General features: G+C 61.4%; 19 protein-coding genes. 12 read left to right on the plus strand and 7 right to left on the minus strand.

All coding sequences use genetic code 11. The features are described 5' to 3' along the window. Window positions 1-537 precede the first annotated feature (537 nt). The gene (locus ND528_RS11035) at window positions 538-2,235 is read right to left on the minus strand and encodes an AMP-binding protein (protein ID WP_263470311.1); all 1,698 of its coding nucleotides are present in this window, start codon (window positions 2,233-2,235) and stop codon (window positions 538-540) included. A 300-nt stretch (window positions 2,236-2,535) separates the two neighbouring features. Here ND528_RS11035 and ND528_RS11040 point away from each other — a divergent pair, with 300 nt between their 5' ends. The 4 genes from ND528_RS11040 (at window position 2,536) to ND528_RS11055 (ending at window position 8,286) form a co-directional block, all read left to right on the plus strand. Continuing rightward, window positions 2,536-3,699, plus strand: coding sequence for an isovaleryl-CoA dehydrogenase (locus tag ND528_RS11040; RefSeq protein WP_263470312.1), 1,164 nt, complete (start codon window positions 2,536-2,538; stop codon window positions 3,697-3,699). 100 nt (window positions 3,700-3,799) lie between these two features. After that, complete coding sequence (locus ND528_RS11045) at window positions 3,800-5,404, plus strand: carboxyl transferase domain-containing protein (RefSeq protein ID WP_263470313.1); 1,605 nt, start codon at window positions 3,800-3,802, stop codon at window positions 5,402-5,404. A 120-nt stretch (window positions 5,405-5,524) separates the two neighbouring features. Continuing rightward, window positions 5,525-6,337, plus strand: a complete 813-nt coding sequence (locus tag ND528_RS11050) for a gamma-carboxygeranoyl-CoA hydratase (RefSeq protein ID WP_263470314.1) — start codon at window positions 5,525-5,527, stop codon at window positions 6,335-6,337. Next, the gene (locus ND528_RS11055; protein ID WP_263470315.1) at window positions 6,337-8,286 is read left to right on the plus strand and encodes an acetyl/propionyl/methylcrotonyl-CoA carboxylase subunit alpha; all 1,950 of its coding nucleotides are present in this window, start codon (window positions 6,337-6,339) and stop codon (window positions 8,284-8,286) included. Before ND528_RS11050 ends, ND528_RS11055 begins: the two co-directional genes overlap by 1 nt. Before the next feature lie 42 nt (window positions 8,287-8,328). Here ND528_RS11055 and ND528_RS11060 read toward each other — a convergent pair whose 3' ends face one another. Continuing rightward, window positions 8,329-8,988: a LexA family protein gene (locus ND528_RS11060; RefSeq protein ID WP_212616686.1), complete on the minus strand. Its 660-nt coding sequence runs from the start codon at window positions 8,986-8,988 to the stop codon at window positions 8,329-8,331. Window positions 8,989-9,118: 130 nt separating this feature from the next. Here ND528_RS11060 and ND528_RS11065 point away from each other — a divergent pair, with 130 nt between their 5' ends. Beyond that, entirely contained in the window at window positions 9,119-9,517 is a 399-nt protein-coding gene (locus ND528_RS11065) for a DUF6124 family protein (protein ID WP_130910313.1), read from the plus strand. A gap of 418 nt (window positions 9,518-9,935) precedes the next feature. Beyond that, window positions 9,936-11,087 carry a M14 family metallopeptidase gene (locus tag ND528_RS11070; RefSeq protein WP_263470316.1) on the plus strand — a complete coding sequence of 384 codons (1,152 nt, stop codon included), beginning with the start codon at window positions 9,936-9,938 and terminating at the stop codon, window positions 11,085-11,087. Window positions 11,088-11,146: 59 nt separating this feature from the next. Here ND528_RS11070 and ND528_RS11075 read toward each other — a convergent pair whose 3' ends face one another. Together ND528_RS11075 and ND528_RS11080 are read right to left on the minus strand one after the other, a co-directional pair. Next, on the minus strand, window positions 11,147-11,692 hold the full coding sequence (locus tag ND528_RS11075) for a cytochrome b (RefSeq protein WP_263470317.1): 546 nt from the start codon (window positions 11,690-11,692) through the stop codon (window positions 11,147-11,149). Beyond that, on the minus strand, window positions 11,689-12,795 hold the full coding sequence (locus ND528_RS11080) for a catalase family peroxidase (protein ID WP_137214766.1): 1,107 nt from the start codon (window positions 12,793-12,795) through the stop codon (window positions 11,689-11,691). The genes ND528_RS11075 and ND528_RS11080 overlap by 4 nt, the downstream gene beginning before the upstream one ends. Before the next feature lie 156 nt (window positions 12,796-12,951). On the opposite strand from ND528_RS11080, the gene ND528_RS11085 reads away from it, so the two are divergent. From ND528_RS11085 to ND528_RS11100, 4 genes are all read left to right on the plus strand, one after another. Next, complete coding sequence (locus tag ND528_RS11085) at window positions 12,952-13,458, plus strand: RNA polymerase sigma factor (protein ID WP_212616689.1); 507 nt, start codon at window positions 12,952-12,954, stop codon at window positions 13,456-13,458. Then, on the plus strand, window positions 13,455-14,210 hold the full coding sequence (locus tag ND528_RS11090) for an anti-sigma factor family protein (protein WP_263470318.1): 756 nt from the start codon (window positions 13,455-13,457) through the stop codon (window positions 14,208-14,210). The genes ND528_RS11085 and ND528_RS11090 overlap by 4 nt, the downstream gene beginning before the upstream one ends. Before the next feature lie 209 nt (window positions 14,211-14,419). After that, on the plus strand, window positions 14,420-15,550 hold the full coding sequence (gene zapE / locus ND528_RS11095; protein ID WP_263470319.1) for a cell division protein ZapE: 1,131 nt from the start codon (window positions 14,420-14,422) through the stop codon (window positions 15,548-15,550). A gap of 220 nt (window positions 15,551-15,770) precedes the next feature. Next, window positions 15,771-17,084 (plus strand): protein kinase, encoded by a 1,314-nt coding sequence (locus ND528_RS11100; protein ID WP_212616692.1) that lies wholly within the window; start codon window positions 15,771-15,773, stop codon window positions 17,082-17,084. 102 nt (window positions 17,085-17,186) lie between these two features. Here ND528_RS11100 and ND528_RS11105 read toward each other — a convergent pair whose 3' ends face one another. Beyond that, window positions 17,187-17,891 carry a YebC/PmpR family DNA-binding transcriptional regulator gene (locus tag ND528_RS11105; protein WP_016775324.1) on the minus strand — a complete coding sequence of 235 codons (705 nt, stop codon included), beginning with the start codon at window positions 17,889-17,891 and terminating at the stop codon, window positions 17,187-17,189. Window positions 17,892-18,112: 221 nt separating this feature from the next. Between ND528_RS11105 and ND528_RS11110 the strand changes: the two genes are divergently transcribed. Further along, entirely contained in the window at window positions 18,113-19,501 is a 1,389-nt protein-coding gene (locus ND528_RS11110) for a type VI secretion system Vgr family protein (protein WP_130910305.1), read from the plus strand. 8 nt (window positions 19,502-19,509) lie between these two features. Here the strand turns inward: ND528_RS11110 and ND528_RS11115 are convergent, their stop codons facing one another. Together ND528_RS11115 and ND528_RS11120 are read right to left on the minus strand one after the other, a co-directional pair. Then, window positions 19,510-20,901: an FAD-dependent oxidoreductase gene (locus tag ND528_RS11115; RefSeq protein ID WP_263470320.1), complete on the minus strand. Its 1,392-nt coding sequence runs from the start codon at window positions 20,899-20,901 to the stop codon at window positions 19,510-19,512. Between the two features lie 72 nt (window positions 20,902-20,973). After that, complete coding sequence (locus tag ND528_RS11120) at window positions 20,974-22,299, minus strand: MFS transporter (RefSeq protein ID WP_016775327.1); 1,326 nt, start codon at window positions 22,297-22,299, stop codon at window positions 20,974-20,976. Between the two features lie 271 nt (window positions 22,300-22,570). On the opposite strand from ND528_RS11120, the gene ND528_RS11125 reads away from it, so the two are divergent. Beyond that, window positions 22,571-23,443: a LysR family transcriptional regulator gene (locus ND528_RS11125; RefSeq protein WP_122612111.1), complete on the plus strand. Its 873-nt coding sequence runs from the start codon at window positions 22,571-22,573 to the stop codon at window positions 23,441-23,443. Window positions 23,444-23,514 lie beyond the last annotated feature (71 nt).

A 23,514-nucleotide genomic window follows, 5' to 3' on the forward strand; every position in this document is an offset into this window, starting at 1 on the left:
AAAGTTGGCACGACACCTGCTATCTCTATCGCATAACAAGAATAAAAAGCCGCAAACCAATAAAAACAAGACGAAACGACTCTGACATAACAAGAACAACACGGCAGAGACGCAGCTAACAGATTTTTTTGGAGAAGGTGTGCTTTTCAGGGTGCTCTCAGGAGTGACCCGCAACCGGGCAGAGAACAATAAAACTACCTTCAGGTAGCTCCCGAATCGGTTGGATCGTTAAACGAGAAAGCAGATCAGCGCTCAAAAAAATACGTTTGCTCTTGACCCCGGATGGGGGTCGCCAAAAAGCTGTACAGGGCCACGGTTGCCAAAAACAACAACAGACCGACCCTCAATAATAAAAAGAGCACGCAACGACAAATTAAAGGGGAGCTTCGGCTCCCCTTTGTGCTTTCTGCGATTCGTCTCTCTATCACTGCATCCCTGTGGGAGCGAGCCTGCTCGCGAAAACGGTGTATCAGACACATTTACGCTGAATGACACACCGCATTCGCGAGCAGGCTCGCTCCCACAGGAGTTTTGTGGTTATCGGTCGATTGTTTTCAGCTCCTCGATACTGATCTCGCGCATCCTGAATTTCTGAATCTTGCCCGTCACCGTCATCGGAAACGCGTCGACGAATTTGAAGTAACGCGGTGTCTTGAAATGGGCGATGCGTTCCTTGCACCACGTTTGCAGCTCCAGCTCCGAGGCGCTGTGGCCGGGGTGGAATTTGATCCAGGCAACGATTTCCTCACCGTAGCGTGAGCACGGAATACCGATCACCTGCACGTCGGCCACCGCCGGATGGGTGAAGAAGAATTCCTCCAGCTCACGGGGGTAAACGTTCTCACCGCCACGAATGATCATGTCCTTGTTACGCCCGGCGATGTTGACGTAACCCTCCTCGTTCATGCTCGCCAGGTCGCCGGTGTGCATCCACCCCGCCTCATCGATGGCTTCGGCGGTGGCCTGCGAGTTGTTCCAGTAACCGAGCATCACGCTGTAACCGCGCGTGCACAATTCGCCGATGGTGCCGCGCGGCACAAGGTTGCCAGCGGTGTCGATGATCTTGCTTTCCAGTTGCGGCTGGGTGCGCCCGACCGTGGTGACGCGCAACTCCAGCTCGTCCGCCGGCCCGGTCTGCAACGACACCGGGCTGGTTTCGGTCATGCCGTACGCGATCTGCACTTCACTCATGTGCATTTCGTTGATGACCCGCCGCATGACCTCGATCGGACAGGTGGCGCCGGCCATGATCCCGGTGCGCAGGCTCGACAGGTCGAAAGTCTGCCGCTGCGGCTGATCCAGCATGGCGATGAACATGGTCGGCACACCATACAGCGCCGTGGCCTGCTCTTCGGCCACCGCTTGCAGGGTCAGCGCCGGATCGAACGCGTCATTGGGGTAAATCATCGTACTGCCATGGGTGACGCAACCGAGGTTGCCCATGACCATGCCGAAGCAGTGATACAGCGGCACCGGAATCACCAGACGATCGGCAGCCGTCAGGCCGAGGCTTTCGCCGACCATGTAACCGTTGTTGAGGATGTTGTAGTGACTGAGGGTCGCGCCCTTGGGGAAACCGGTGGTGCCGGAGGTGTACTGGATGTTCACCGGTTGATCGAAATGCAGGCTGGCACTGCGTTCACGCAATTGATCGGGCGAGACGCTGACCGCCAGATCGCTGAGCTGCGACCACGGCAGAAAACCGGGCGGCGGATTGGCATCGAGGCTGATCACGCCGCGCAGCTCCGGCAAGCGTTCGCTACGCAGCTGACCGATGGCGTGTTCAGCCAACTGTGGCGTCAGGCTCTGGAGCATTTCGTGGTAATTCGAGGTCTTGAACGCTCCGGCACAGACCAGCCACTGGCAGCCGGATTGCTTGAGCACGTACTCGAGTTCGGAGCTGCGGTAGGCCGGATTGATATTGACCAGGATCACGCCGATCTTCGCCGTGGCGAACTGGGTAATGCACCACTGCGCGCAATTCGGCGCCCAGATGCCGAGTCGATCGCCGGTCTGCAAGCCCAGGGCGAGCAAGGCCCTGGCCTGCTCATCCACCGCGTCGGCCAGCTGCCGCCAGGAGTAACGCAACTGTTGATGGCGCACCACCAACGCCTCGCCGTCCGGATACTGCGCGACAGTCTGATCGAAGCGCTGACCGATGGTCATCGCCAGCAGAGCTTGGTCCTGAGAGCCACGGGTGTAGCTGCGCTGCGGGTTTGCACTGGGTTGATCCATGACGACCCCTATTGTCTTTATTAGTGGGTTTTCCCGATTTTGAATCCCTGTGGGAGCGAGCCTGCGCGCGAATACGCTGCGTCATTCAGCCTTGGGGGCGACTGATACAGCGCTTTCGCGAGCAGGCTCGCTCCCACCAGAAACAAACCGATATCTGATCCTGAACTGCCCTTACTCTCGCCCAAGTTGACGCTTACGTAAAGCCGATTGACAGTCGATCTCTGGAAGCTTTACGTTAACGTAAAGCTGAACGCCGATTCGTCGTGCGCTCCACCCGATAAAAAAGCCAAAAGGTGCCACATGAGCTATCCATCCCTGAATTTCGCCCTCGGTGAAACCATCGACATGCTGCGCGATCAGGTGCAGTCCTTCGTCGCCGATCAGATCGCCCCGCGTGCCGCGCAGATCGACCACGACAACCTGTTCCCGGCAGACATGTGGCGCAAGTTCGGTGACATGGGCCTCCTCGGTATCACCGTGCCGGAAGAGTACGGCGGCGCTGGCCTGGGTTACCTGGCGCATGTTGTGGCGATGGAAGAAATCAGCCGCGGTTCGGCGTCGGTGGCGTTGTCCTATGGCGCGCACTCCAACCTTTGCGTCAACCAGATCAACCGCAACGGCAATCACCAACAGAAAAGCAAATACTTGCCGAAGCTGATCAGCGGCGAGCACGTCGGCGCCCTGGCGATGAGCGAGCCCAACGCCGGTTCCGACGTGGTCTCTATGAAACTGCGCGCCGACAAACGCGGCGACCGCTTCGTCCTCAACGGTAGCAAAACCTGGATCACCAACGGTCCGGACGCCAACACCTACGTGATCTACGCCAAGACCGACCTGGAAAAAGGCCCGCACGGCATCACCGCGTTCATCGTCGAGCGTGACTGGAAAGGCTTCAGCCGCAGCAACAAGTTCGACAAGCTCGGCATGCGCGGCTCCAACACCTGCGAGCTGTTTTTCGATGACGTCGAAGTGCCGGAGGAAAATATTCTTGGCGTGCTCAACGGTGGCGTGAAAGTGCTGATGAGCGGCCTCGATTACGAACGCGTGGTGCTCTCCGGCGGCCCGACCGGGATCATGCAGTCGTGCATGGACCTGATCGTGCCGTACATCCACGACCGCAAACAGTTCGGCCAGAGCATCGGCGAATTCCAACTGATCCAGGGCAAAGTCGCCGACATGTACACCCAGCTCAACGCCAGCCGCGCTTATCTGTACGCGGTGGCCCAGTCCTGCGAGCGCGGCGAAACCACGCGCAAGGACGCGGCCGGGGTGATCCTCTACACCGCCGAACGCGCCACGCAAATGGCCCTCGACGCGATCCAGATTCTCGGCGGCAACGGCTACATCAACGAATTCCCCGCCGGCCGCCTGCTGCGCGACGCCAAGCTCTACGAAATCGGCGCCGGCACCAGCGAGATCCGCCGCATGCTGATTGGCCGCGAACTGTTCAACGAGACGAAATGAATTTCGTCAGCGGCAAGCTACAAGCTGCAAGAGAACCGCGCTCTTGCCCCAACTTGCAGCTTGCCGCTTGTAGCTAGAAGCTGCTTACGGAGTAAGCCCCATGATTCTGCACACTCAGCTCAACCCGCGTTCAGCGGAGTTCGCCGCCAACAGCGCGGCGATGCTCAAACAGGTCGACGCGCTGCACACCCTCCTCGCCCAGGTGGCGCAGGGCGGCGGTGTCAAAGCGCAGGAACGCCACACCTCGCGGGGTAAATTGCTGCCGCGCGAGCGCATCAATCGCTTGCTCGATCCGGGCTCGCCGTTTCTCGAAATCAGCCAACTCGCCGCTTACGCCGTGTATGGCGAAGACGTGCCAGCTGCCGGGGTGATCGCCGGCATCGGCCGCGTCGAAGGCGTGGAGTGCATGATCGTCGCCAACGATGCGACGGTGAAAGGTGGCTCGTATTATCCGCTCACCGTGAAGAAGCACCTGCGTGCGCAGACCATCGCCCAGCAAAATCGCCTGCCGTGCATGTATCTGGTGGATTCCGGTGGCGCCAACCTGCCGCGTCAGGACGAAGTATTTCCGGATCGCGAGCACTTCGGGCGGATCTTCTTCAATCAGGCCAACATGAGCGCCATGGGCATCCCGCAGATCGCCGTGGTCATGGGCTCGTGCACCGCTGGCGGCGCGTATGTGCCGGCCATGGCGGACGAAGCGATCATGGTGCGCAACCAGGCGACGATTTTCCTCGCCGGCCCGCCGCTGGTGAAAGCCGCGACCGGTGAAGTGGTCAGCGCCGAAGACCTCGGCGGCGCCGATGTGCACTGCAAGACCTCCGGCGTGGCCGACCATTACGCCGAGAACGACGAACACGCCCTTGCCCTCGCCCGCCGCAGCGTCGCCAACCTCAACTGGCGCAAGCTCGGCGAGGTGCAGCAGCGCACGCCGATTGCGCCGCTGTACGCCAGCGATGAGTTGTACGGCGTGGTTCCGGCTGACGCCAAGCAGCCATTCGATGTGCGCGAAGTGATTGCGAGGCTGGTCGACGGTTCGGTGTTCGATGAATTCAAAGCGCTGTTCGGCACCACGCTGGTCTGCGGTTTCGCACACTTGCATGGCTACCCGATCGCGATTCTGGCGAACAACGGCATCCTTTTCGCCGAAGCCGCGCAGAAAGGCGCGCACTTCATCGAACTGGCCTGCCAGCGCGGCATCCCGCTACTGTTTCTGCAGAACATCACCGGTTTCATGGTCGGCCAGAAGTACGAAGCCGGCGGCATCGCCAAGCACGGCGCGAAACTGGTGACCGCGGTGGCCTGCGCCAAAGTGCCGAAATTCACCGTGATCATCGGCGGCAGCTTCGGTGCCGGCAACTACGGCATGTGCGGGCGCGCTTACGATCCGCGTTTTTTGTGGATGTGGCCGAACGCGCGAATTGGCGTGATGGGTGCTGAACAGGCCGCCGGTGTGCTGGTGCAGGTCAAACGCGAACAGGCTGAACGCAGCGGTCAGGCGTTCACCGCCGAGCAGGAGACCGAGATCAAGCAGCCGATTCTCGATCAGTACGAAGAACAGGGTCACCCCTACTACTCCAGCGCGCGGCTGTGGGACGACGGCGTCATCGACCCGGCGCAGACCCGCGATGTACTGGCCCTGGCCTTGTCCGCGTCGCTGAACGCGCCAATCGAACCGAGCCGCTTCGGCGTGTTCCGGATGTGATGTTTTTTTGTGGGAGCGAGCCTGCTCGCGAATGCGCTCTGTCAGGCAGCGGATAGATCGACTGATACCCCGCTTTCGCGAGCAGGCTCGCTCCCACAAGAACCGTGGAGACGGATGAATATGAGCGACTTCAATACCCTCGAACTGCAAAACGACCCACGCGGTTTTGCGACCTTGTGGCTCAACCGTGCCGAGAAAAACAACGCCTTCAATGCCGAAATGATCCGCGAACTGATCCTCTCCCTCGACAAGGTCGCCAGCGATTCGAGCCTGCGTTTCCTGCTGCTGCGCGGGCGTGGCAAGCATTTCAGTGCCGGTGCCGACCTGGCGTGGATGCAGCAATCGGCGGAACTCGATTACCACACCAATCTTGACGATGCCCGCGAACTGGCCGAGCTGATGTACAACCTCGCCAAGCTGAAAATCCCCACTCTGGCTGTGGTTCAGGGCGCGGCGTTTGGTGGCGCGCTGGGCTTGATCAGCTGCTGTGACATGGCGATCGGCGCCGATGACGCGCAGTTCTGCCTGTCGGAAGTACGCATCGGCTTGGCACCGGCCGTGATCAGCCCGTTCGTGGTGCAGGCGATCGGTGAGCGGGCGGCGCGGCGTTATGCGCTGACCGCCGAGCGCTTCAGCGGGCAGCGGGCGCGGGAGATCGGCTTGCTCGCCGAAAGCTATCCTGCGACTGAACTGGAGCAACAGGTCGAACAGTGGATCGACAACCTGTTGCTCAACAGCCCCGCCGCCATGCGCGCCAGCAAGGACTTGCTGCGTGAAGTCGGCAACGGCGCGCTGACCCCGGCCCTGCGTCGTTACACGGAAAATGCCATCGCGCGGATTCGCGTCAGCCCTGAAGGCCAGGAAGGCTTGCGCGCCTTTCTGCAAAAACGCCCGCCGAACTGGCAAGCCGCATCCACCAAGGAGTCGCGTTGATGAGCGCACCTGTGATTACCACCCTGCTGGTGGCCAACCGCGGCGAAATCGCCTGCCGCGTGATGCGCACCGCCAAGGCCCTGGGCCTGACCACCGTCGCCGTGCACAGCGCCACCGACCGCGATGCGCGGCACAGCCGTGAAGCCGATATCCGCGTGGATCTGGGCGGCAGCAAGGCTGCCGAGAGTTATCTGCAAATCGATAAATTGATCGCCGCCGCCAAGGCCAGCGGTGCCCAGGCGATTCATCCCGGCTACGGTTTCCTCTCGGAGAACGCTGGATTCGCCCGCGCCATCGAAGCCGCCGGGCTGATCTTCCTCGGCCCGCCCGCCGCGGCCATCGATGCGATGGGCAGCAAATCCGCCGCCAAGGCGCTGATGGAAAAGGCTGGCGTGCCACTGGTGCCGGGCTATCACGGCGAAGCGCAGGACCTCGACACCTTCCGTGAAGCCTGCGAACGCATCGGTTATCCGGTGCTGCTCAAGGCCACTGCGGGTGGTGGCGGCAAAGGCATGAAAGTCGTCGAGGATGTCAGCCAACTGGCTGAAGCCCTCGCCTCGGCGCAGCGCGAAGCGCAATCGTCGTTTGGCGACTCGCGGATGCTGGTGGAAAAGTATTTGCTCAAGCCACGTCACGTGGAAATTCAGGTGTTCGCCGATCAGCACGGCAACTGCCTGTACCTCAACGAACGCGACTGCTCGATCCAGCGTCGGCACCAGAAAGTCGTCGAAGAAGCCCCGGCGCCGGGCCTGACGCCCGAGTTGCGCCGGGCAATGGGCGAAGCGGCTGTGCGTTCGGCGCAGGCGATCGGTTATGTCGGCGCCGGCACCGTGGAGTTTTTGCTGGATGCGCGCGGCGAGTTTTTCTTCATGGAGATGAACACGCGGCTGCAAGTCGAGCACCCGGTGACCGAAGCAATCACCGGGCTGGATCTGGTCGCCTGGCAGATTCGCGTCGCCCGTGGGGAAGCGCTGCCGATCACCCAGGCGCAGGTGCCGCTCAACGGTCATGCGATTGAAGTGCGCTTGTATGCCGAAGATCCGGCGAATGATTTCCTGCCGGCCACCGGGCGTCTGGACTTGTACCGCGAATCGGCGCAGGGACCGGGGCGGCGGGTAGACAGCGGCGTTGAGGAAGGTGACGAGATATCGCCGTTCTACGATCCGATGCTCGGCAAAGTGATTGCCTGGGGTGAAGATCGCGAACAGGCGCGCTTGCGTCTGTTGAGCATGCTCGACGAGTTTGCGATTGGCGGGCTGAGGACCAACATCAATTTCCTGCGAAGGATCATCGCGCATCCAGCGTTTGCGGCGGCAGAGCTGGATACCGGGTTTATCCCGCGCTATCAGGAGCAATTGCTGCCAGCGTCAGGCACGCTGAGCGACGAGTTCTGGCAAGCGGCGGCGCAGGCGTTTGTGCAGAGTTTGCCGAAGCGTGCGCGGGCGGATGATCCCGCCTCCCCCTGGTCTTGCAGCAGTGGTTTGCGCGCAGGCTTGCTGGCGGAAATCACCTTGCATCTGAGTTGCGAGGGGCAGGATCGCGCGTTGACCTTGAGAACTGCGGCCCATGCAAAACTGTTGGGCGAGGCGCTGACCATCGAGCATGACGGCGTGCGCCGCACATTGCGGGCGATTCGTCAGGGTGGCGCGTTGTATCTGCAATGGGACGGCGAGTTGCGGCGCATCGAAGCGTTCGATCCGATCAGTGCCGTCGAAGCCAGCCACAGCCATCAGGGCGGTCTGACCGCGCCAATGAACGGCAGCATCGTGCGCGTGCTGGTCGAAACGGGACAGTCGGTTGAGGCCGGGGCGCAACTGGTGGTGCTGGAAGCCATGAAGATGGAACACAGCATCCGCGCGCCGCACGCCGGTGTGATCAAAGCGCTGTATTGCCAGGAAGGCGATATGGTCAGTGAAGGCAGTGCTTTGGTTGAACTGGAAGAGGGATGAAATAAAAGGGTCGATCCTGGCCTTGAGCGAGGATCGATCCGTTCAGTAACGCGCCGTTGCCTGAACCACCACGCCGATAATCCGGCATTCATCGGTGAGCAGGGTTTTCGGCCAGGTTGGATTGAGCGGAACCAGGTAGCGCTGGCCGGCCTGCTCGTCGAGTTTGCGGAAAATCGCTTCTTCGCTGTCCGGCCACTGGGCGATCACCAATTTGCCAGGCACTGCCTCCAACTCCGGGTCAACCAGAATCAGCATGCCCTCGGCAATGCTCTGGCCGCTCGGCGCGGTCATCGAATCCCCCGTCACCGTCAGCCAGAACGCGGCACCGCCGCGAGCGTGGTAATCCGTGAGTTCGAAGCGCTGCTTCGCTGATGCTCCGGGATAGCTCGCCGCAGTGTCACGCACTTCGCACGGCGCACGCCAATCGCAGACCGGATAACGGAAGTACGGGTTGTACTTCTGCGCCAGCGGCATCTCGTCTTCCGGCGTCGCCTGCGGTTCGCGGATCACCAGGACGACTTCGAGGAAGTCCATTCCCAGCGCCTTGAGCACGCGGTTCATTTCGGTAACACCGGGTTCGCGACGCTTGTTCAGCCAATGACCGATCCCGCCCTGGGACATGCCGACGCGCTCTCCGAGCTCTGTTTGAGTGACTTTGAGTTCACTCATCTTGGCCTTGACCAACTCAATCCATTTATCCATGTGCCGCACCTTACGCGGACGTCTTCGACCGGCAAAACACATATTGTAGTATTTAAATTCTGGTCACAAATACACGCGATACTATCCTAGGGAAACGGACTTTCAATCGAACATGGAGTGACGTTTCATGATGAACATCAGCAGCAAAGACCTGCCCGATCTGCATATCGACACCAGCTTCACCTCGCCTCAGGGCAATGCCGCCGCACAGCGCGCTCTCGACTACTACTTGAAACCGACTGTTTCGAAATCCGAGACGGACGAACGTTTCTTCGATGTCAAAAACCATCTCAGTGGCGAGGAAGCACTGGTGCACGCCTCGGACTTGTTGCGATGTGCGGCCGCCACCGCGTTCAAGGCGGCAGAAAACCTGCAGGGCACCAGTCGCGATCTGGCCTTTTCGGTGGTGCACATGGTGGATATGGCACGGGCGATGGTCGACCATTCGATCGACAACGACGAAGTCACGGCGAACAAGGTGCGGGCGGACAGGAAAGAATTTTCCCATCGTGCAGATAAAAACGTTTGACTTGCAAATGATAATGATTATTATTGCAAGCAGCTGGTCGCGAGATCAGTCGATGGACCAGAGACCTTAGGTCGGTCTTCTGGACTATCTCCTCATCAGGCTAATCACGGTTTTTGACCCGGCTTTTTGCCGGGTCTTTTTTTGCCCGTTTTTCGGGCTTGTGTCTTCAGGCTAATGAAGTCTTTGAGTGCTGCAAATTCGATGGCGCGGATAATATCAAAAGAATATTGATTGGCAAGCCGAGCCCGGCCACATTGGGCCAAACAATGGCAATCAGCACTTGAGAATCAATCGCATAGCCTCTAAGCTGCTGGCGCGTCACGGAAGACGCCCCCCCGCTACACCCGCAATTCCCCTCGGTTTCACCCCAGCCTGCGTGTAGAGTACCGGTCATAAAAATCCTGCTCTGGAAGCGATTATGACCGTGGCCAAATCTTCGTTCGACATCAGCGCCAATTTCGACAGCGGCAATATCCAAGTCATCGACATCAGCAACCCGCTCAATCCGGTTCTGGCCATCCGCCCGGACACCCGCAGCGCTCATTTTCAGTGGTTCCACTTCAAGGCCAGCGGCCTGCATGTGCATCAGGAACACTGGTTTCGTCTGGTCAACGCCAGCCAATCGACCTACAGCAAAGGCTGGCCGGGCTATCAGGCGGTGGCATCGTATGATCACGTCAACTGGTTCCGCATCCCCACCAGCTTCGAAGGCGACAGCCTGCGCTTCTGCCTCGAAGCCGAACAGACCCACGCCTGGTTCGCCTATTTCGAACCCTACAGCCGCGGCCGCCACGACTGGTTGATCGAGCAAGCGCTGAGCAAGGCTGGCACCGAATTGCTGGCGACCGGCAAAAGTGTCGAGGGCCGCGACATTCAGCTACTGCGCAAAGGCACCGGTGCCGAAGGCCAGCGCAAGATCTGGATCATCGCCCAGCAGCATCCGGGCGAGCACATGGCGGAATGGTTCATGGAAGGCGTGATTGAGCGTCTGGAGCGCCATGACGACCCGATTCTGAATAAACTGCTGGCGAGCGCCGATCTGTATCTGGTGCCGAACATGAACCCGGATGGCGCCTTCCACGGCCACCTGCGCACCAATGCCATGGGCCAGGACTTGAACCGGGCCTGGCAGAACGCGAGCCAGGACATCAGTCCGGAAGTGCTTTTCGTCCAGCAGCAGATGGAAAAATATGGCGTCGATGCGTTTATCGACGTGCACGGCGACGAGGAAATCCCCCACGTCTTTACCGCCGGCTGTGAAGGTAATCCTGGCTTTACACCGCGCATCGAAAAGCTTGAAGAGCATTTCCGCAGCCATCTGAAGCACACCACCAAAGACTTCCAGACCACCTACGGCTACACCCGCGACGAACCGGGACAGGCCAACATGACCCTGGCCTGCAACAGCGTCGGGCAGAAATTCGACTGCCTGTCGCTGACCCTGGAGATGCCGTTCAAGGACCACGACGACCACCCGGACAAGATCACCGGCTGGTCGGGCAAACGTTCGAAGCAATTGGGCAAAGATGTGCTGACCACCTTCGCCGACATGGTCGACACCCTGCGCTGATCCCCTCCCCTGCAACAACAAAAGATCGCGGCCTGTCCGCGATCTTTTGCTTTAGCCGGTCAGCCGCGATCGCGCCCGCGCAACATGCTGCCGAGCACCTCGTCACGACGTACCCAGCCATGAAACAGCGCCGCCGCCAGGTGCAGCAGCACCGTCAGAAACAGCAGATAGGCCAGATAGCCGTGCGACTTGCGCAGCAACGCAAACAGTTGCGCATCGGCCGGCACAATCGACGGCAGATGCAGCGACGCCGTGAGCATCACCGGTTCGCCCGAGGCACTGATCATCGCCCAGCCAAGCAGCGGCAACACCAGCATCAACGCATACAACAAGAGGTGGGAAGCCTTGGCCGCCAGCACCTGCCAGCCCGGCAGATCATCCGGCAACGGCGGCTGACGCGTGGTGAAGCGCACCAGCAGGCGCACGATCACCAGCGCCAGAATCGCGATGCCCAGCGGCTTGTGCAGATGAATCAGCCATTCATGGCGAGACGACACCGAAGTGACCATCCCCGCGCCGATAAACAGCATGGCGATGATCATCAGCGCCATCAGCCAGTGCAGCAGGCGCGCCAGCAAAACGAAATGCGTCGGTTGCTTGTTCATGGACGAGCCTCCTGTTTGGCGGCGGGCAACTGGCTGACTTCGCTGGTGCGACGCAGGTAGGAATCGGCATAGCCGGCAGAACGCGCGGCCAGCAGTGGATCTGCCGAGCCTTGAATCCCGGCCGGCAGCACCAGCGGGTCGTAGTTGATGTCGCGGCATTCACCGCTGAGCTGTGGCTGGGTTTTCTCCAGCACCAACGTCCCGGCGTTCAGCACTTTGCGATTTGCGGGCCAGGTCTTGCTGGCATCGTTGACCGGGTCGTCGGCGTTGGCCAGGGTGATGTTCAACTGGAAGCGCAATGGTGCGGCGGCCAGGCGTTGCACCAGGTCCTTCTCGAGAAAGTCCGCGCCTTCAGGGGCCGTGGCACCTGTTGCGTCCTGCGCCAACGGGGTCATGCTCCAGCGCACGGCCTGCTTTTTACCGTTGCCATCGACCAGATAGAACGCATTGATGCTGTTATAGGTTTCGGTCGCGTAGCTGGCCGAAGGCTTGGCGGTCTTCACCCACGTCAAGAACGGCACGGCTTCCGGGTGTGCAGCAAAGAACGCCGGCACCTTCGTCGGGTCGGGCTTGCCAGTGGCTGGATCGGGTGACTGCGCCTGCTGCAATTGGTAGAACGCTTCAGGCGTGCCCACCGGAAACACCGGCATGCTGTTCATGCCGGTGCGCCATTGCTGACCGTTCGCCTGGGTGAAGCGCAGCGCCAGGCTGCGGATTGGCACGGCGCTGTCCGGCGCATAGGGATTGCCGGCCGGCAAGGCGAAACGCCCCACCACCGGCGTCTGCGGCAGATTGAACACTTGCGCGGTGGAGAACGCGCGCGCCTCGCCGCTGCTTTCGAAATGGCCGATCACGCACACGCCCTTGGCGTGATTGCGACGAAAGCCGGGATGCACGCCGTTGTTTTTCTCCAGCACATCGACCAGCGCTTTTGGCGTCAGTCGTTGGGGGTCAAGGTTGCCATGCACGTAGGCAAACGCCCCGGCCACGGCGGCGACAATCACGGCAATGCCGCCCAGGCGAAAAACCAGACTCGCGGCGCTCAGTGGCTGGCGCGGCGGCCTGCCGGGCGGTGCAGCGTTGGGGGACGAGCGATCAACCATGAATATCTCCAGGCCATCGGCCACAAGTGGAAAGAGTCAGCAAGACGCACCCCGTCCGGGTTTATTCCACGGCGCGGTATTTATTTTTGCGCACGGGGAATAACCTGCGCTGACGGGCGTCTTCCTAGTCCACAGCGTAGCGACCAGCAGAAATTCATGAGCGAATTCGACGAACAGTTGAGAGAAATCATTCCCAGATTGCGCCGCTTCGCCGTGTCGTTGACGCGCAACAGCAGCAGCGCCGACGATCTGGTCCAGGCCAGCCTCGAGCGGGCGCTGTCGGCCTGGGGCGAGAAACGCGCCGAGGGCGACCTGCGCGCCTGGCTGTTTGCGATCCTCTATCGGCAATTTCTCGACGCGCACCGTCGTTCGCGGCGCTATGCGCGGATGCTGGAATTTTTCACCGGTCGCGACGATGCCGAACCCTCGGTGGAACGCACGGTGATCGCCCGGTCGACCCTGCAAGCCTTCGAACGCCTGCCCACCGAACAGCGCGCTTTGCTGCTGATGGTGTCGGTGGAAGGCCTGTCCTATAAAGAGGTCGCCGAGATCCTCGGCGCCCCGATCGGCACCGTGATGTCGCGCCTGTCCCGCGCCCGCCAGGCCTTGCGCCAACTCAGCGACGGCGAAATCAGCAGCCCTTCCTTGCGGATACTCAAATGATCAGCCTGCCTCCCAGCGAACGTGATTTGCACGCCTACGTCGACCACCAGCTCAGCGACGCCGACCGGCGCGTGCTCGAGACCTGGCTGGCCAGCCACCCCGAAGAAGCGGCGCAGGTGCGCGCCTGGCAACGCGATGCCCAACAGTTGCGCGCAGTGCTGAGTGGCGCGTTGCAGCAACCGGCCAATCCGGCGCTCGACCCGCTGATGATTCGCCAGCGCCGCCGCCAGCAGTCCCGTCGGCACCTGGCCAGCGCGGCGGTGTTGCTGATTGCCGTGAGCATTGGCGGTTTCAGTGGCTGGCAGGCGCGGGAAATGACCCTGGCGCGCCCTGCGCAACTGCCGATGACTGACGCGTTGCAAGCCTATCGCCTGATCGCCCAGCAAGGCGTACTGCCCGCCGATTACAAGGTCGACAGCGATGGCGACATGCAGCGTTGGCTCGACCGCTACTTCAGCGGTGCCGGGCGCTTGCCGGACTTGAAAGCAGCCGGATTCGAGCCGGTCAGCGGGCGCTTGCTCAGCACCGATGAAGGCGCGGCGGCGATGGTGATGTATGAGGATGGCAGCGGTCACAAGGTCAGTTTCTACCTGCGTCCGCCAGGGCCGAAAAACACCCTGCTGCCGCGTGGCTCGCGCAGCGATGGCGATCTGCAGGCCGATTACTGGTCAGGGCCGGGCTACAACTATGCGGTGGTCAGCCCGACCGACTCGCCGGCAGCAGAGTTGCTCAAGCAATCGCCACCGTTCTGAAATCCGCCCCTTGCAGGAGCTGACGAGTGCAACGAGGCTGCGATCTGTTGGCGGCAACCCAGGATCAAAAGATCGCAGCCTCGTTGCACTCGTCAGCTCCTACAGGGGAACGTGCACATATTTCATGGAGCCAGCCCCTGAGCTCTGGTTACACTTGGGCCACCGCGCTCCCGGTGGAGTCGGTCCAATCAACCAGGAGCCTGTCCCGCGTGCCCGCCCGACCGCCGAAACGATCACGACTGAGCCAACGCTGGCCGTTGCTGCGCCGCCTGTTCGGCAAAGGCCTTCCCGCCAGCGCCGGGCACGATGCTCATGCCGCGAGCATCCGCGATTACTTCCGGGACAAGGCCCACAGTCAGGGTTACACCCTCAGCCGCAGTCAGCAGCAAGTCATCGACTGCATGGCGCAGCAAGCCAGCGTGCTGCTCGGCGACAGCGGCCACACCCCGCCGAGTCTGTACCTGTACGGCGCCGTCGGGCGCGGCAAGAGCTGGTTGCTCGACGGTTTCTTCCAGGCGCTGCCGATCACGCGCAAACGCCGCCTGCATTTCCATCAGTTCTTCGCTCGGTTGCACGACGGCATGTTCCGTCATCGCCAGGAGGAAGACGCGCTGAAAATCACCTTGGACGAACTGCTGGAAGATTGCCAGGTGCTATGTTTCGACGAATTTCACGTGCATGACATCGGCGACGCGATGCTGATCACGCGACTGTTCAAGGCCCTGTTCAAACGGCAGATCATGCTGCTGGTGACCTCCAACTATGCACCCGAGGGCCTGCTGCCCAATCCGCTGTATCACGCGCGCTTCAAACCGGTGATCGAGCTGATCAACACGCGCATGCAAGTGATGGAAGTCGGCGGCGCCCACGACTACCGCGCACTCAACCGCCAACACACGCATCAAGTGTTTACCCAAGGACATTACGTCTGGCCGGCGACGGCAGCTCAACGTCAGACTCTGGACCTGCCACCAGCCGACGCGCCTGCCCTGGCCCTCGAAGTTGGCAAGCGCCAGCTTCACGCCCGTTTTTGCCAAGGCCGGCGAGTCGCGTTCACCTTCAACGATCTGTGTGAACAGCCAACAGCAGTGATGGATTATCTGCAACTGTGCCAGCGTTTCGACCAGTGGATCATCGATGACCTGCCGCAGCTCGGCGAGTGTCCGATCGCCGTGCAGCAGCGCTTCATCAATCTGATCGACGTGCTCTACGATCAGGACAAACACCTGACCCTGCTCGGCCAGTTGCCGCTGGGTCAGAGCCTGGAAGGTCACGCCATTGACCTGGCGCGCACGCGCAGCCGGTTGGGGCAATTGCAGGAAATCCACGAACCCAACTGACTCCCTACCCTGTGAGAGCGAGCCCTGTGGGAGCGAGCCTGCTCGCGAAAGCGGTATGTCAGTCAGAATTCATTTAACTGATACACCGCTTTCGCGAGCAGGCTCGCTCCCACAAGGTCCCGGGACAACTCAAAATCCGTTCAGCATCCGCTTTACCGCTATCATGTCGCCCATTCCCAGCGCCCCCGCGTCGCTCCACCGATCAATAGCGAAACCAGACATGCACACCCTTGCTCAACTGCGCGCCGGCGAGCTGTCAGGCATTACCCGCCTCGACCTGTCTTGCGGGCTGACTGAATTCCCCCGCGAAGTTTTCCAACTGGCCGACACGCTGGAAGTGCTCAACCTCAGCGGCAACGCGTTATCCAGCCTGCCCGCTGACCTGCACCGCCTGACCCGCCTGCGCGTGCTGTTCTGCTCCGACAACCAGTTCAGCGAACTGCCGGCGTGCCTCGGCCAGTGCACCGCGCTGACCATGGTCGGCTTCAAGGCCAACCGCATCGTCACTGTGCCCGGTGCCGCCCTGCCGCCGCAGCTGCGCTGGCTGATCCTCACCGATAACCGCATCGAAAGCCTGCCCAGCGAACTCGGTGAACGCCCCGCTCTGCAGAAGCTCATGCTCGCCGGCAATCGCCTGCAATCGCTGCCAGACTCCCTGCGCCACTGCCATCGGCTGGAATTGCTCCGCATCGCTGCCAACCAACTCAGCGAACTGCCGCAGTGGTTGCTGACCTTGCCGAGCCTGACCTGGCTGGCCTACGCCGGCAATCCGCTGGAGACCGAAGCCGATGCCGCTGCACTTGAGGCCACGCCGCTGATCGACTGGTCGGCGCTACGCCTTGAACAGCAACTGGGCGAAGGCGCTTCCGGGGTGATTTCCCGGGCAGTCTGGCAGCGCGACGACGGCACGGCGCAGGCGGTTGCGGTGAAGCTGTACAAAGGCGAGATGACCAGCGACGGCTCGCCGTTGCATGAGATGAACGCCTGCATCACCGCAGGCTTGCACCCGAACCTGATCCGCGTCGAAGGGCGCATCAGCGGCCATCCCGATCAACAGCAGGGGCTGGTGATGCAACTGATTGATCCGAGCTTCGGCAATCTCGCCGGTTTGCCCAGCCTGGCCTCGTGCTCGCGGGATGTTTATGCCGAAGGTTGCCGGTTCTCCGCCGAGGTTGCCCTGCGCGTCGCCAAAGGCATCGCCTCAGCGGCCGAGCACCTGCACCGCCAAGGCATCACCCACGGCGATCTGTATGGCCACAACATTCTGTTAAACGATCGTGGCGATTGTCTGCTCGGGGATTTCGGCGCGGCGTCGTTTCATGCCACCGGCGATGATGTGCAGACGTGCGCATTGCAGCGCCTGGAGGTCCGTGCGTTCGGTGTGTTGTTGGGGGAATTGCTGGAGCGTGTCGACTCAGGATTGAGTACGGAGCGGCGCGCGCAACTGCAGGCGCTGGAGCGACGTTGCTGTCAGGCCGATGTGCTGGGGCGGCCGGGGTTCAGTGAAGTGATCGAGGTGCTGGAGAATCTTTGACCGCTGCGCAGTCATTCGCGAGCAGGCTCGCTCCCACAATGGAATGTATTTCAAATGTGGGAGCGAGCCTGCTCGCGAAGAGGTCATTACTGGCGCGACAGATCAGCCAGCCAGACCAACAAACATGTCCTGCACGTCATCATGGTTGTCGAGGCCTTCAAGGAACGCTTCGACTTCAGCCATCTGCTCGTCGCTCAAGCCGCTGACCGGGTTCTTCGGCTGGTAGCCGAGTTTCGCCGACAACACGGTGAAACCTTGTTCAGGCAGGGCTTTCTGCACAGCGTCGAGGTCGGTCGGGTCGGTGAGGAACAGCGTCGCGCCCTCTTCACCCGGCTCGAAATCCTGGGCACCGGCTTCGATCGCAGCCATTTCCGGATCGGCATCCGGGCTGTCCGGCGCGGCTTCGATCATGCCGACGTGGTTGAACATCCACGCCACCGAACCGGAAGCGCCCAACTGGCCCTTGCGGAACGCCACGCGAATTTCCGCGACAGTGCGGTTGATATTGTCGGTGACGCACTCGACGATCAGCGGCACCTGATGCGGCGCGAAGCCTTCGTAGGTCACGCGATGGTATTGCACGGTTTCACCCAGCAGACCAGCGCCTTTCTTGATCGCGCGATCGAGGGTTTCTTTTGGCATCGAGGCTTTCTTCGCCTGTTCGACCACCAGACGCAGGTGTGCGTTGGTGGCGGTATCGGCACCGTTGCGCGCAGCAATGGTGATTTCCTTCACCAGTTTGCCGAAGATCTTCCCTTTGGCGTTGGCTGCCGCTTCTTTGTGTTTAACCTTCCACTGTGCGCCCATTACTCACTCTCTTGATCTGTGGCGCCGAGACATCTATTGGCCGACGCGTGGCGGCAAGTTTATACGGCCTAAAGTCGGCAATCGACCAAAAAAATCGCCGGCGGAATCGACATCTTCACCAAAGCATGTAGGGGAATTCTGAAAAGCACCTTTGACATGACCATTCAGCCCGACGGTTTCGTACCCTTGAAACCCCGTATCGCCTGACAGGGCCTGCTCGAATGCTCAATGACAAGGAAAGTCCGTTCACCCTTACTCTGACCGACAGTGGATTGCGCCTGCCGGTGGTGCGTTTTCGCGGCGAGGAAGCGCTCAACCAGCCCTACCGTTTCGACATCGAAGTACTCGGCCTCGCCCCGGCCATCGTCCCGGGCGCCTTTTTGCAACGGCCGGCGTTTTTGCGGCTGAGTGAGCAGCACGGTTTCCATGGGGTCATTTCCAGCGCCAGCTGCGAACACCGCGGCACCCATCGGGTCGGCTATCGACTGATTCTGGTGCCGCATCTGCAACAACTGGCGCAAACGCATAACCGACGCGTGTTTACCCATCTGAGTACGCCGCAGATCATTCAACAACTGCTCGAAGAACATGCCCTGCCGGCACATAGCTATCGCATCGAAATGAGCGTCGGTCACTACCCGGCAAGGGCGTTTTGCGTTCAGTACGAAGAAAGCGATCTGGCCCTGCTGCAGCGGCTTTGCGAAGAAGAAGGCATCCACTATCACTTCGAACACGGGCCGGACGGGCATGTCGCAGTGTTCGCCGACGACAGCCTGAGCCTGCCGCAGGAACCGGTCGAAATACCTTTCAACGCCGATGCGCAACCGCCATCGCCCTGCGTCAGCACTCTGTATCAACAGCATCGCGCGGCGCCGGTGCCGGTGCTGCATGTAGTGCGCAATCGCGGTCAGCCGACCGCCAGTATCGACGCAGCCAACGAAGTCTCGACAGAGCCGGCGATGCCAGCGCGATCACCGGAGCGCCTGTACGCCGAGCAACGCAGCCGGCGGCATTTGCAACGCCAACGCTGCCAACTGCGCACCATCCACGGGCGCAGTGATTGCAGCGATTTGCTCAGCGGCCGATTGCTGCTTGTGGCAGAGCATCCGATCCATCATTTCAACGAACAATGGTTGATCAGCGCCGTGCGCCACCACGGTCAGCACCCTTCGATCCTTGATCCGACGCCAACCGTACACCGTTATCACAACGACTTCATCGCGCTACCGTGGTCGACCGACTTCCGTCCGCCACTCAAACAATCACGTCCGAATATCGCCGGCTACCACCTTGCGCAAGTGGCGGGCGCGCCCGGGCAACCCGCGCAACTGGACGAAAACGGCTGCCTCGCTGTGAGCTTGTGGCCTGCTGAGGGTAAATCCGACAGCGGCGCCTTGTGGCTGCCGATTGCCATGAGTCGAATCAACGGCGCCGTCGCCGTCGACCAATTGCCACGGGCCGGCAGCGAAGTGTGGGTGAGTTTCCTCGACAGCGATCCGGACCGACCGATTCTGTGCCTCGGCCACGCGCACCAGCCACCGGAGCGCGAATCAGAGCCCGTGCGCGACAGCCTGTTGCTCGACTGGCTGATCAACCGCGCCGAGCACTAGTCGCCGGCTCAGCCTTTGTCGGCCTTGCCCGCCGCCGCCGCGAACGTGGCCAGGCGCACGTCCAGATGTCTGGGTCGGCGTCCGTGATCTTCGGCGCGCTCTTTGCGGCGGATGGCGTTGCGCACCATCAGCGAGCCGAGGTAGCGAATCGGTTCCGGCGGGAAATAACCCAGCGGCCCGTTGACCAGCGGCGAGCGGGTCCAAGGATTGTCCAGGCCCTGCACCAGCGCGGCGAGGATCTGCCCGCCCATGTGACACGGGCCGACGCCGCTGCCGGAATAACCGAAGCCGTAAAACACGTTGCCCGCCCCGCTCATCTGGCCGAAGAACGGCAAACCGGTCACCGAACGATCCGACGGGCCATTCCACGTCGCGTCGATTTTCACCTCGGCAAACGCCGGGAAGAAATCGGCGAGGCTGCGCTTGAGCAATTCTGCATAGGGAGACGGCTGATCGAACACCGGCAGCATCCGTCCGCCATAGGCAAAGGTGTTGCCGCCCTTGCCGAGCATGATCCGGCCGTCCGGGGTGTTGTGGTAGTAGTGCACGAAGATCCGCGAATCGAGGACGCTGACGCCGCTGGTCAAACCGATTTGCTGCAGAAGGTCCGGGCGCGGTTCGGTGATCAGCATGTCACTGGAAACAATCGCCACACTGCGCCCGAACTGAGGAAACGCGCGGGCCATCCACGCATTCATCGCCAGCACCACGCGGTCGGCGATGACCTTGCCGCAGGGTGTGTGGATGCGTGCCGGGCGGCCTTCTTCCAGACCGGTCATCGCCGTACCCTCATGGATTTTCACGCCCAATTGCAGCGCCACCCGGCGCAGACCGCGCACCAGTTTGCCCGGTTGCACGCTGGCGGCCGCCGGGGAAAACCAGCCTTCCAGATGTTTTGCCGAACCGGCCATACGCTGCACATCGGCAAGCGGGCGCTGGCTGAACGAGTTGATGCCATTACGCTCCAGCGCCGCGATCACCGCATCAGTTGCGCCGACCTGGGCGCGATTGGTCGCGGTGTACAGCGTGCCGTCGAGGCGGTAGTCGGCATCGACGCCGTACTGCTCGCAGAACTCGCCGATCGCATGGATGCTGCGCTCCGATTCCCTGACCAGACGCACCGCTTCTTCAACGCCGAACAAGCGCTCCAGGGTGAAATACTTGGCCGACCATGACAGTGCGCAACCACCGTTACGGCCACTGGCGCCGGCACCGCAGATGTCTGCTTCGATCAGCAGCACCTCCAGCTCCGGGTTTTGCTGTTTGAGCATGATCGCCGTCCACAGTCCGGTGTAACCACCGCCAACAATGCACACATCCGTGCGCACCTCGCCTCGCAGCGGTGGGCACTGTTCGGATGGATCGGCCTGCAAGGCCTGCTCGAGCCAGAACGGTCGCATGGGAAATCTCCAGTCAGAAGGCCACGACGTAGCCTGCCGCGTACCGCGCAGCAGGCCACGGGGCGAAGGGTTTCAGGAACGCAGCGGTTTGACGCTCAGCGGGCAGTTGGGGATCGCCGCGCGCGGCTCCATCACGCCGACCGGCCGACTGTTCCAGTGCGGAATCAGCACCAGCGCCGAGAACAGCGCGCATCCGGCGAAGACGATAAACACCGTCACCGAGTCGAAGTAGCCCGGCAGCAAACCGCCGAGCACCGCGCCAACGGAGCCGCAGCCGTTGACGAAACCGGCGGCGGTGGCACCGGCCTTGGCCTTGCCGAAATCGATGGCCGCCGCACCGCTGATCATCGAGTCCGGGCCGTACAACGTCAGGCCCATGACGAACAGCAACGCGACGACCAACAACACGCTGCCGGTGTTCAGCGCGGCCATGAACAACGCCAGCGTCACGGTCAGCGCCAGCAGACTCAGCACGCAGGCCGGCATGCGTCGGGCGCCGAAGAGTTTGTCCGAGGCCAGGCCGATCATGATCGGCCCGAGCAATCCGGCCAGCTCAAATGCGGTGGGGATGATTGCCGCGCCGACCTTGCCGACACTGGGCATCTGCTCGAAAACAATCACTGGCCCCCACAACAGAATCGCGTAGCGCGCCGGTTTCAACAGGAAATACGCCAGGCCCAGCACCAGCACCGTACGGTTGCGCAGGATTTCCTTCAGTGGCTCCCAGACGCTGAGTTTGCTGTTGGCTGCGGTTTCTTCGGCGGTCAGTTCCGGCTCGGGCTCCACCGCCGGCAAGCCGACGTCTTCCGGCTTGTTGCGCTGGAAGATAAAGAACAGCACGGCGACCACCGCGACCACCGCCGCGCTGGAAATGAATGCCGCGTGCCAGGTGCCGACCAGCGTGTAGGCCCACCAGCCGGCGAACGGCGAGGCGACCAGACCACCAAACGCGTAACAGGAACTCCACAAGCCGAGCACCCGCCCGCGCTGCTCTGACGGGAAGAAGCTGCCAAGGTTTTTACACAGCCCGGACCAGCCAGTGGACTGCGCCAAACCTTGAATCAACATGCACGTGGCGAAGATCGGCAATGTAGCGAAACTGCCCATCACCAGCGCCGCAGCGGCGGATATCAGCAAGCCGCCAAGCACCACGACCCGGGGGCCAAAGCGATCGGCGAGCATGCCCCAAGTGAACTGTCCGAGGGCATACGCCGCCAGATAGATCGCGTCGAGGTTGGCCATGGCCATTTTGTCGAGGGTGAAATCAGGGTCTTCGGCGATGCCCAGTTTGGCTACCGAAAAGGCTTTGCGGGTGAAGTAGAACGCGGCGTACGCGAGCCAGGTAATAGCGAAGATCTGCACGCGCCAACGCGCCAGGGTGCCGATGTGCTTGTTCATGGTGGTTCTGACCTCAGGGTGTGAGTGTGCCGGCAGAATCGATTAAGAAAAACGCCTGTGTTTTTTATTGTTGAGCACTGCATTACCGCCCCTTCCCTTCGGCGATAACGGTCAGATGAGTCTGCTGTTGCACGCACAGGCTCATGGGCCGACGCCGCTGCTCGACCGAGCAGTCAGCGATGGCGTGAGCCGATCAAAGCAATTACTGTTTAATAAATAAAATCGATTTATCGTATTTCACAAATAAGCCGAGCTTGTTACTGGAGCCACCATGTCCGTCTCTCACGCCCAACTCAAAGCGTTCCACGCGGTGGCCGTCCATGGCAGCTTCACCCGAGCCGCCGAGCGGCTTTATCTGACGCAACCGGCGATTTCCGACCAGGTACGCAAACTCGAAGAACGCTTCGGCGTGCTGCTGTTTCACCGCAATAAACGTTCCGTACGCCTGACCGACCTTGGCGAGCGCCTGCTGGCGATCACCCAGCGCCTGTTCGTGATCGAAGCCGAAGCGCAGGAATTACTGCAGGAATCCCAGGCCCTGCAAACCGGCAGCCTGATTCTCGCGGTGGATGCGCCGATCCACGTGTTGCCGCAGATCGCGCGGTTCTGCGAGCGCTACCCGGGCATCAGCGTGAAAATCGAGACCGGCAATACCGATGAATCGCTGTTTCGCCTGTTCAACTATCAGGCCGATCTGGCGCTGCTCGGCCGCGACGTAACCGATGAACGCTTGCTGTGTGTACCGCTGCGCAACGATCCGATGGTGGCGTTTGTTTCGCGTAATCATCCTTGGGCCGAGCGCGAATCGATCTGTCTGGCCGATCTGGACGACACGCCACTGGTGCTGCGTGAGATCGGCTCGGTGACACGGCAGACGCTGGAAGAGGAAATGGCCCGCGCAGGTTTGCGCATCCGCCCGGCGATTCAGGTTGAAGGCCGAGAAGCGGCGCGTGAGGCGGTGGTGGTGGGGATTGGCGTAGGCGTGGTTTCAGCGGCGGAGTTCGGCGCCGACTCACGGGTCTGCGCGTTGCCGATCACCGACTGCACGAGGCGCCTGACCGAGACGCTGGTGTGCTTGCGCGAACAGAGTTCGCGGCGAGTAGTGGCGACATTTCTTGATATGGTTCGCGAGAGCCTTGTGTAAGCAGCACTGGCCCCTTCGCGAGCAGGCTCGCTCCCACATGGGAGCGCGCTCTGTAGTGTGGGAGCGAGCCT

The sequence above is a fragment of the Pseudomonas mercuritolerans genome (assembly GCF_025706525.1).
Classification (GTDB): Bacteria; Pseudomonadota; Gammaproteobacteria; order Pseudomonadales; family Pseudomonadaceae; genus Aquipseudomonas; species Aquipseudomonas mercuritolerans.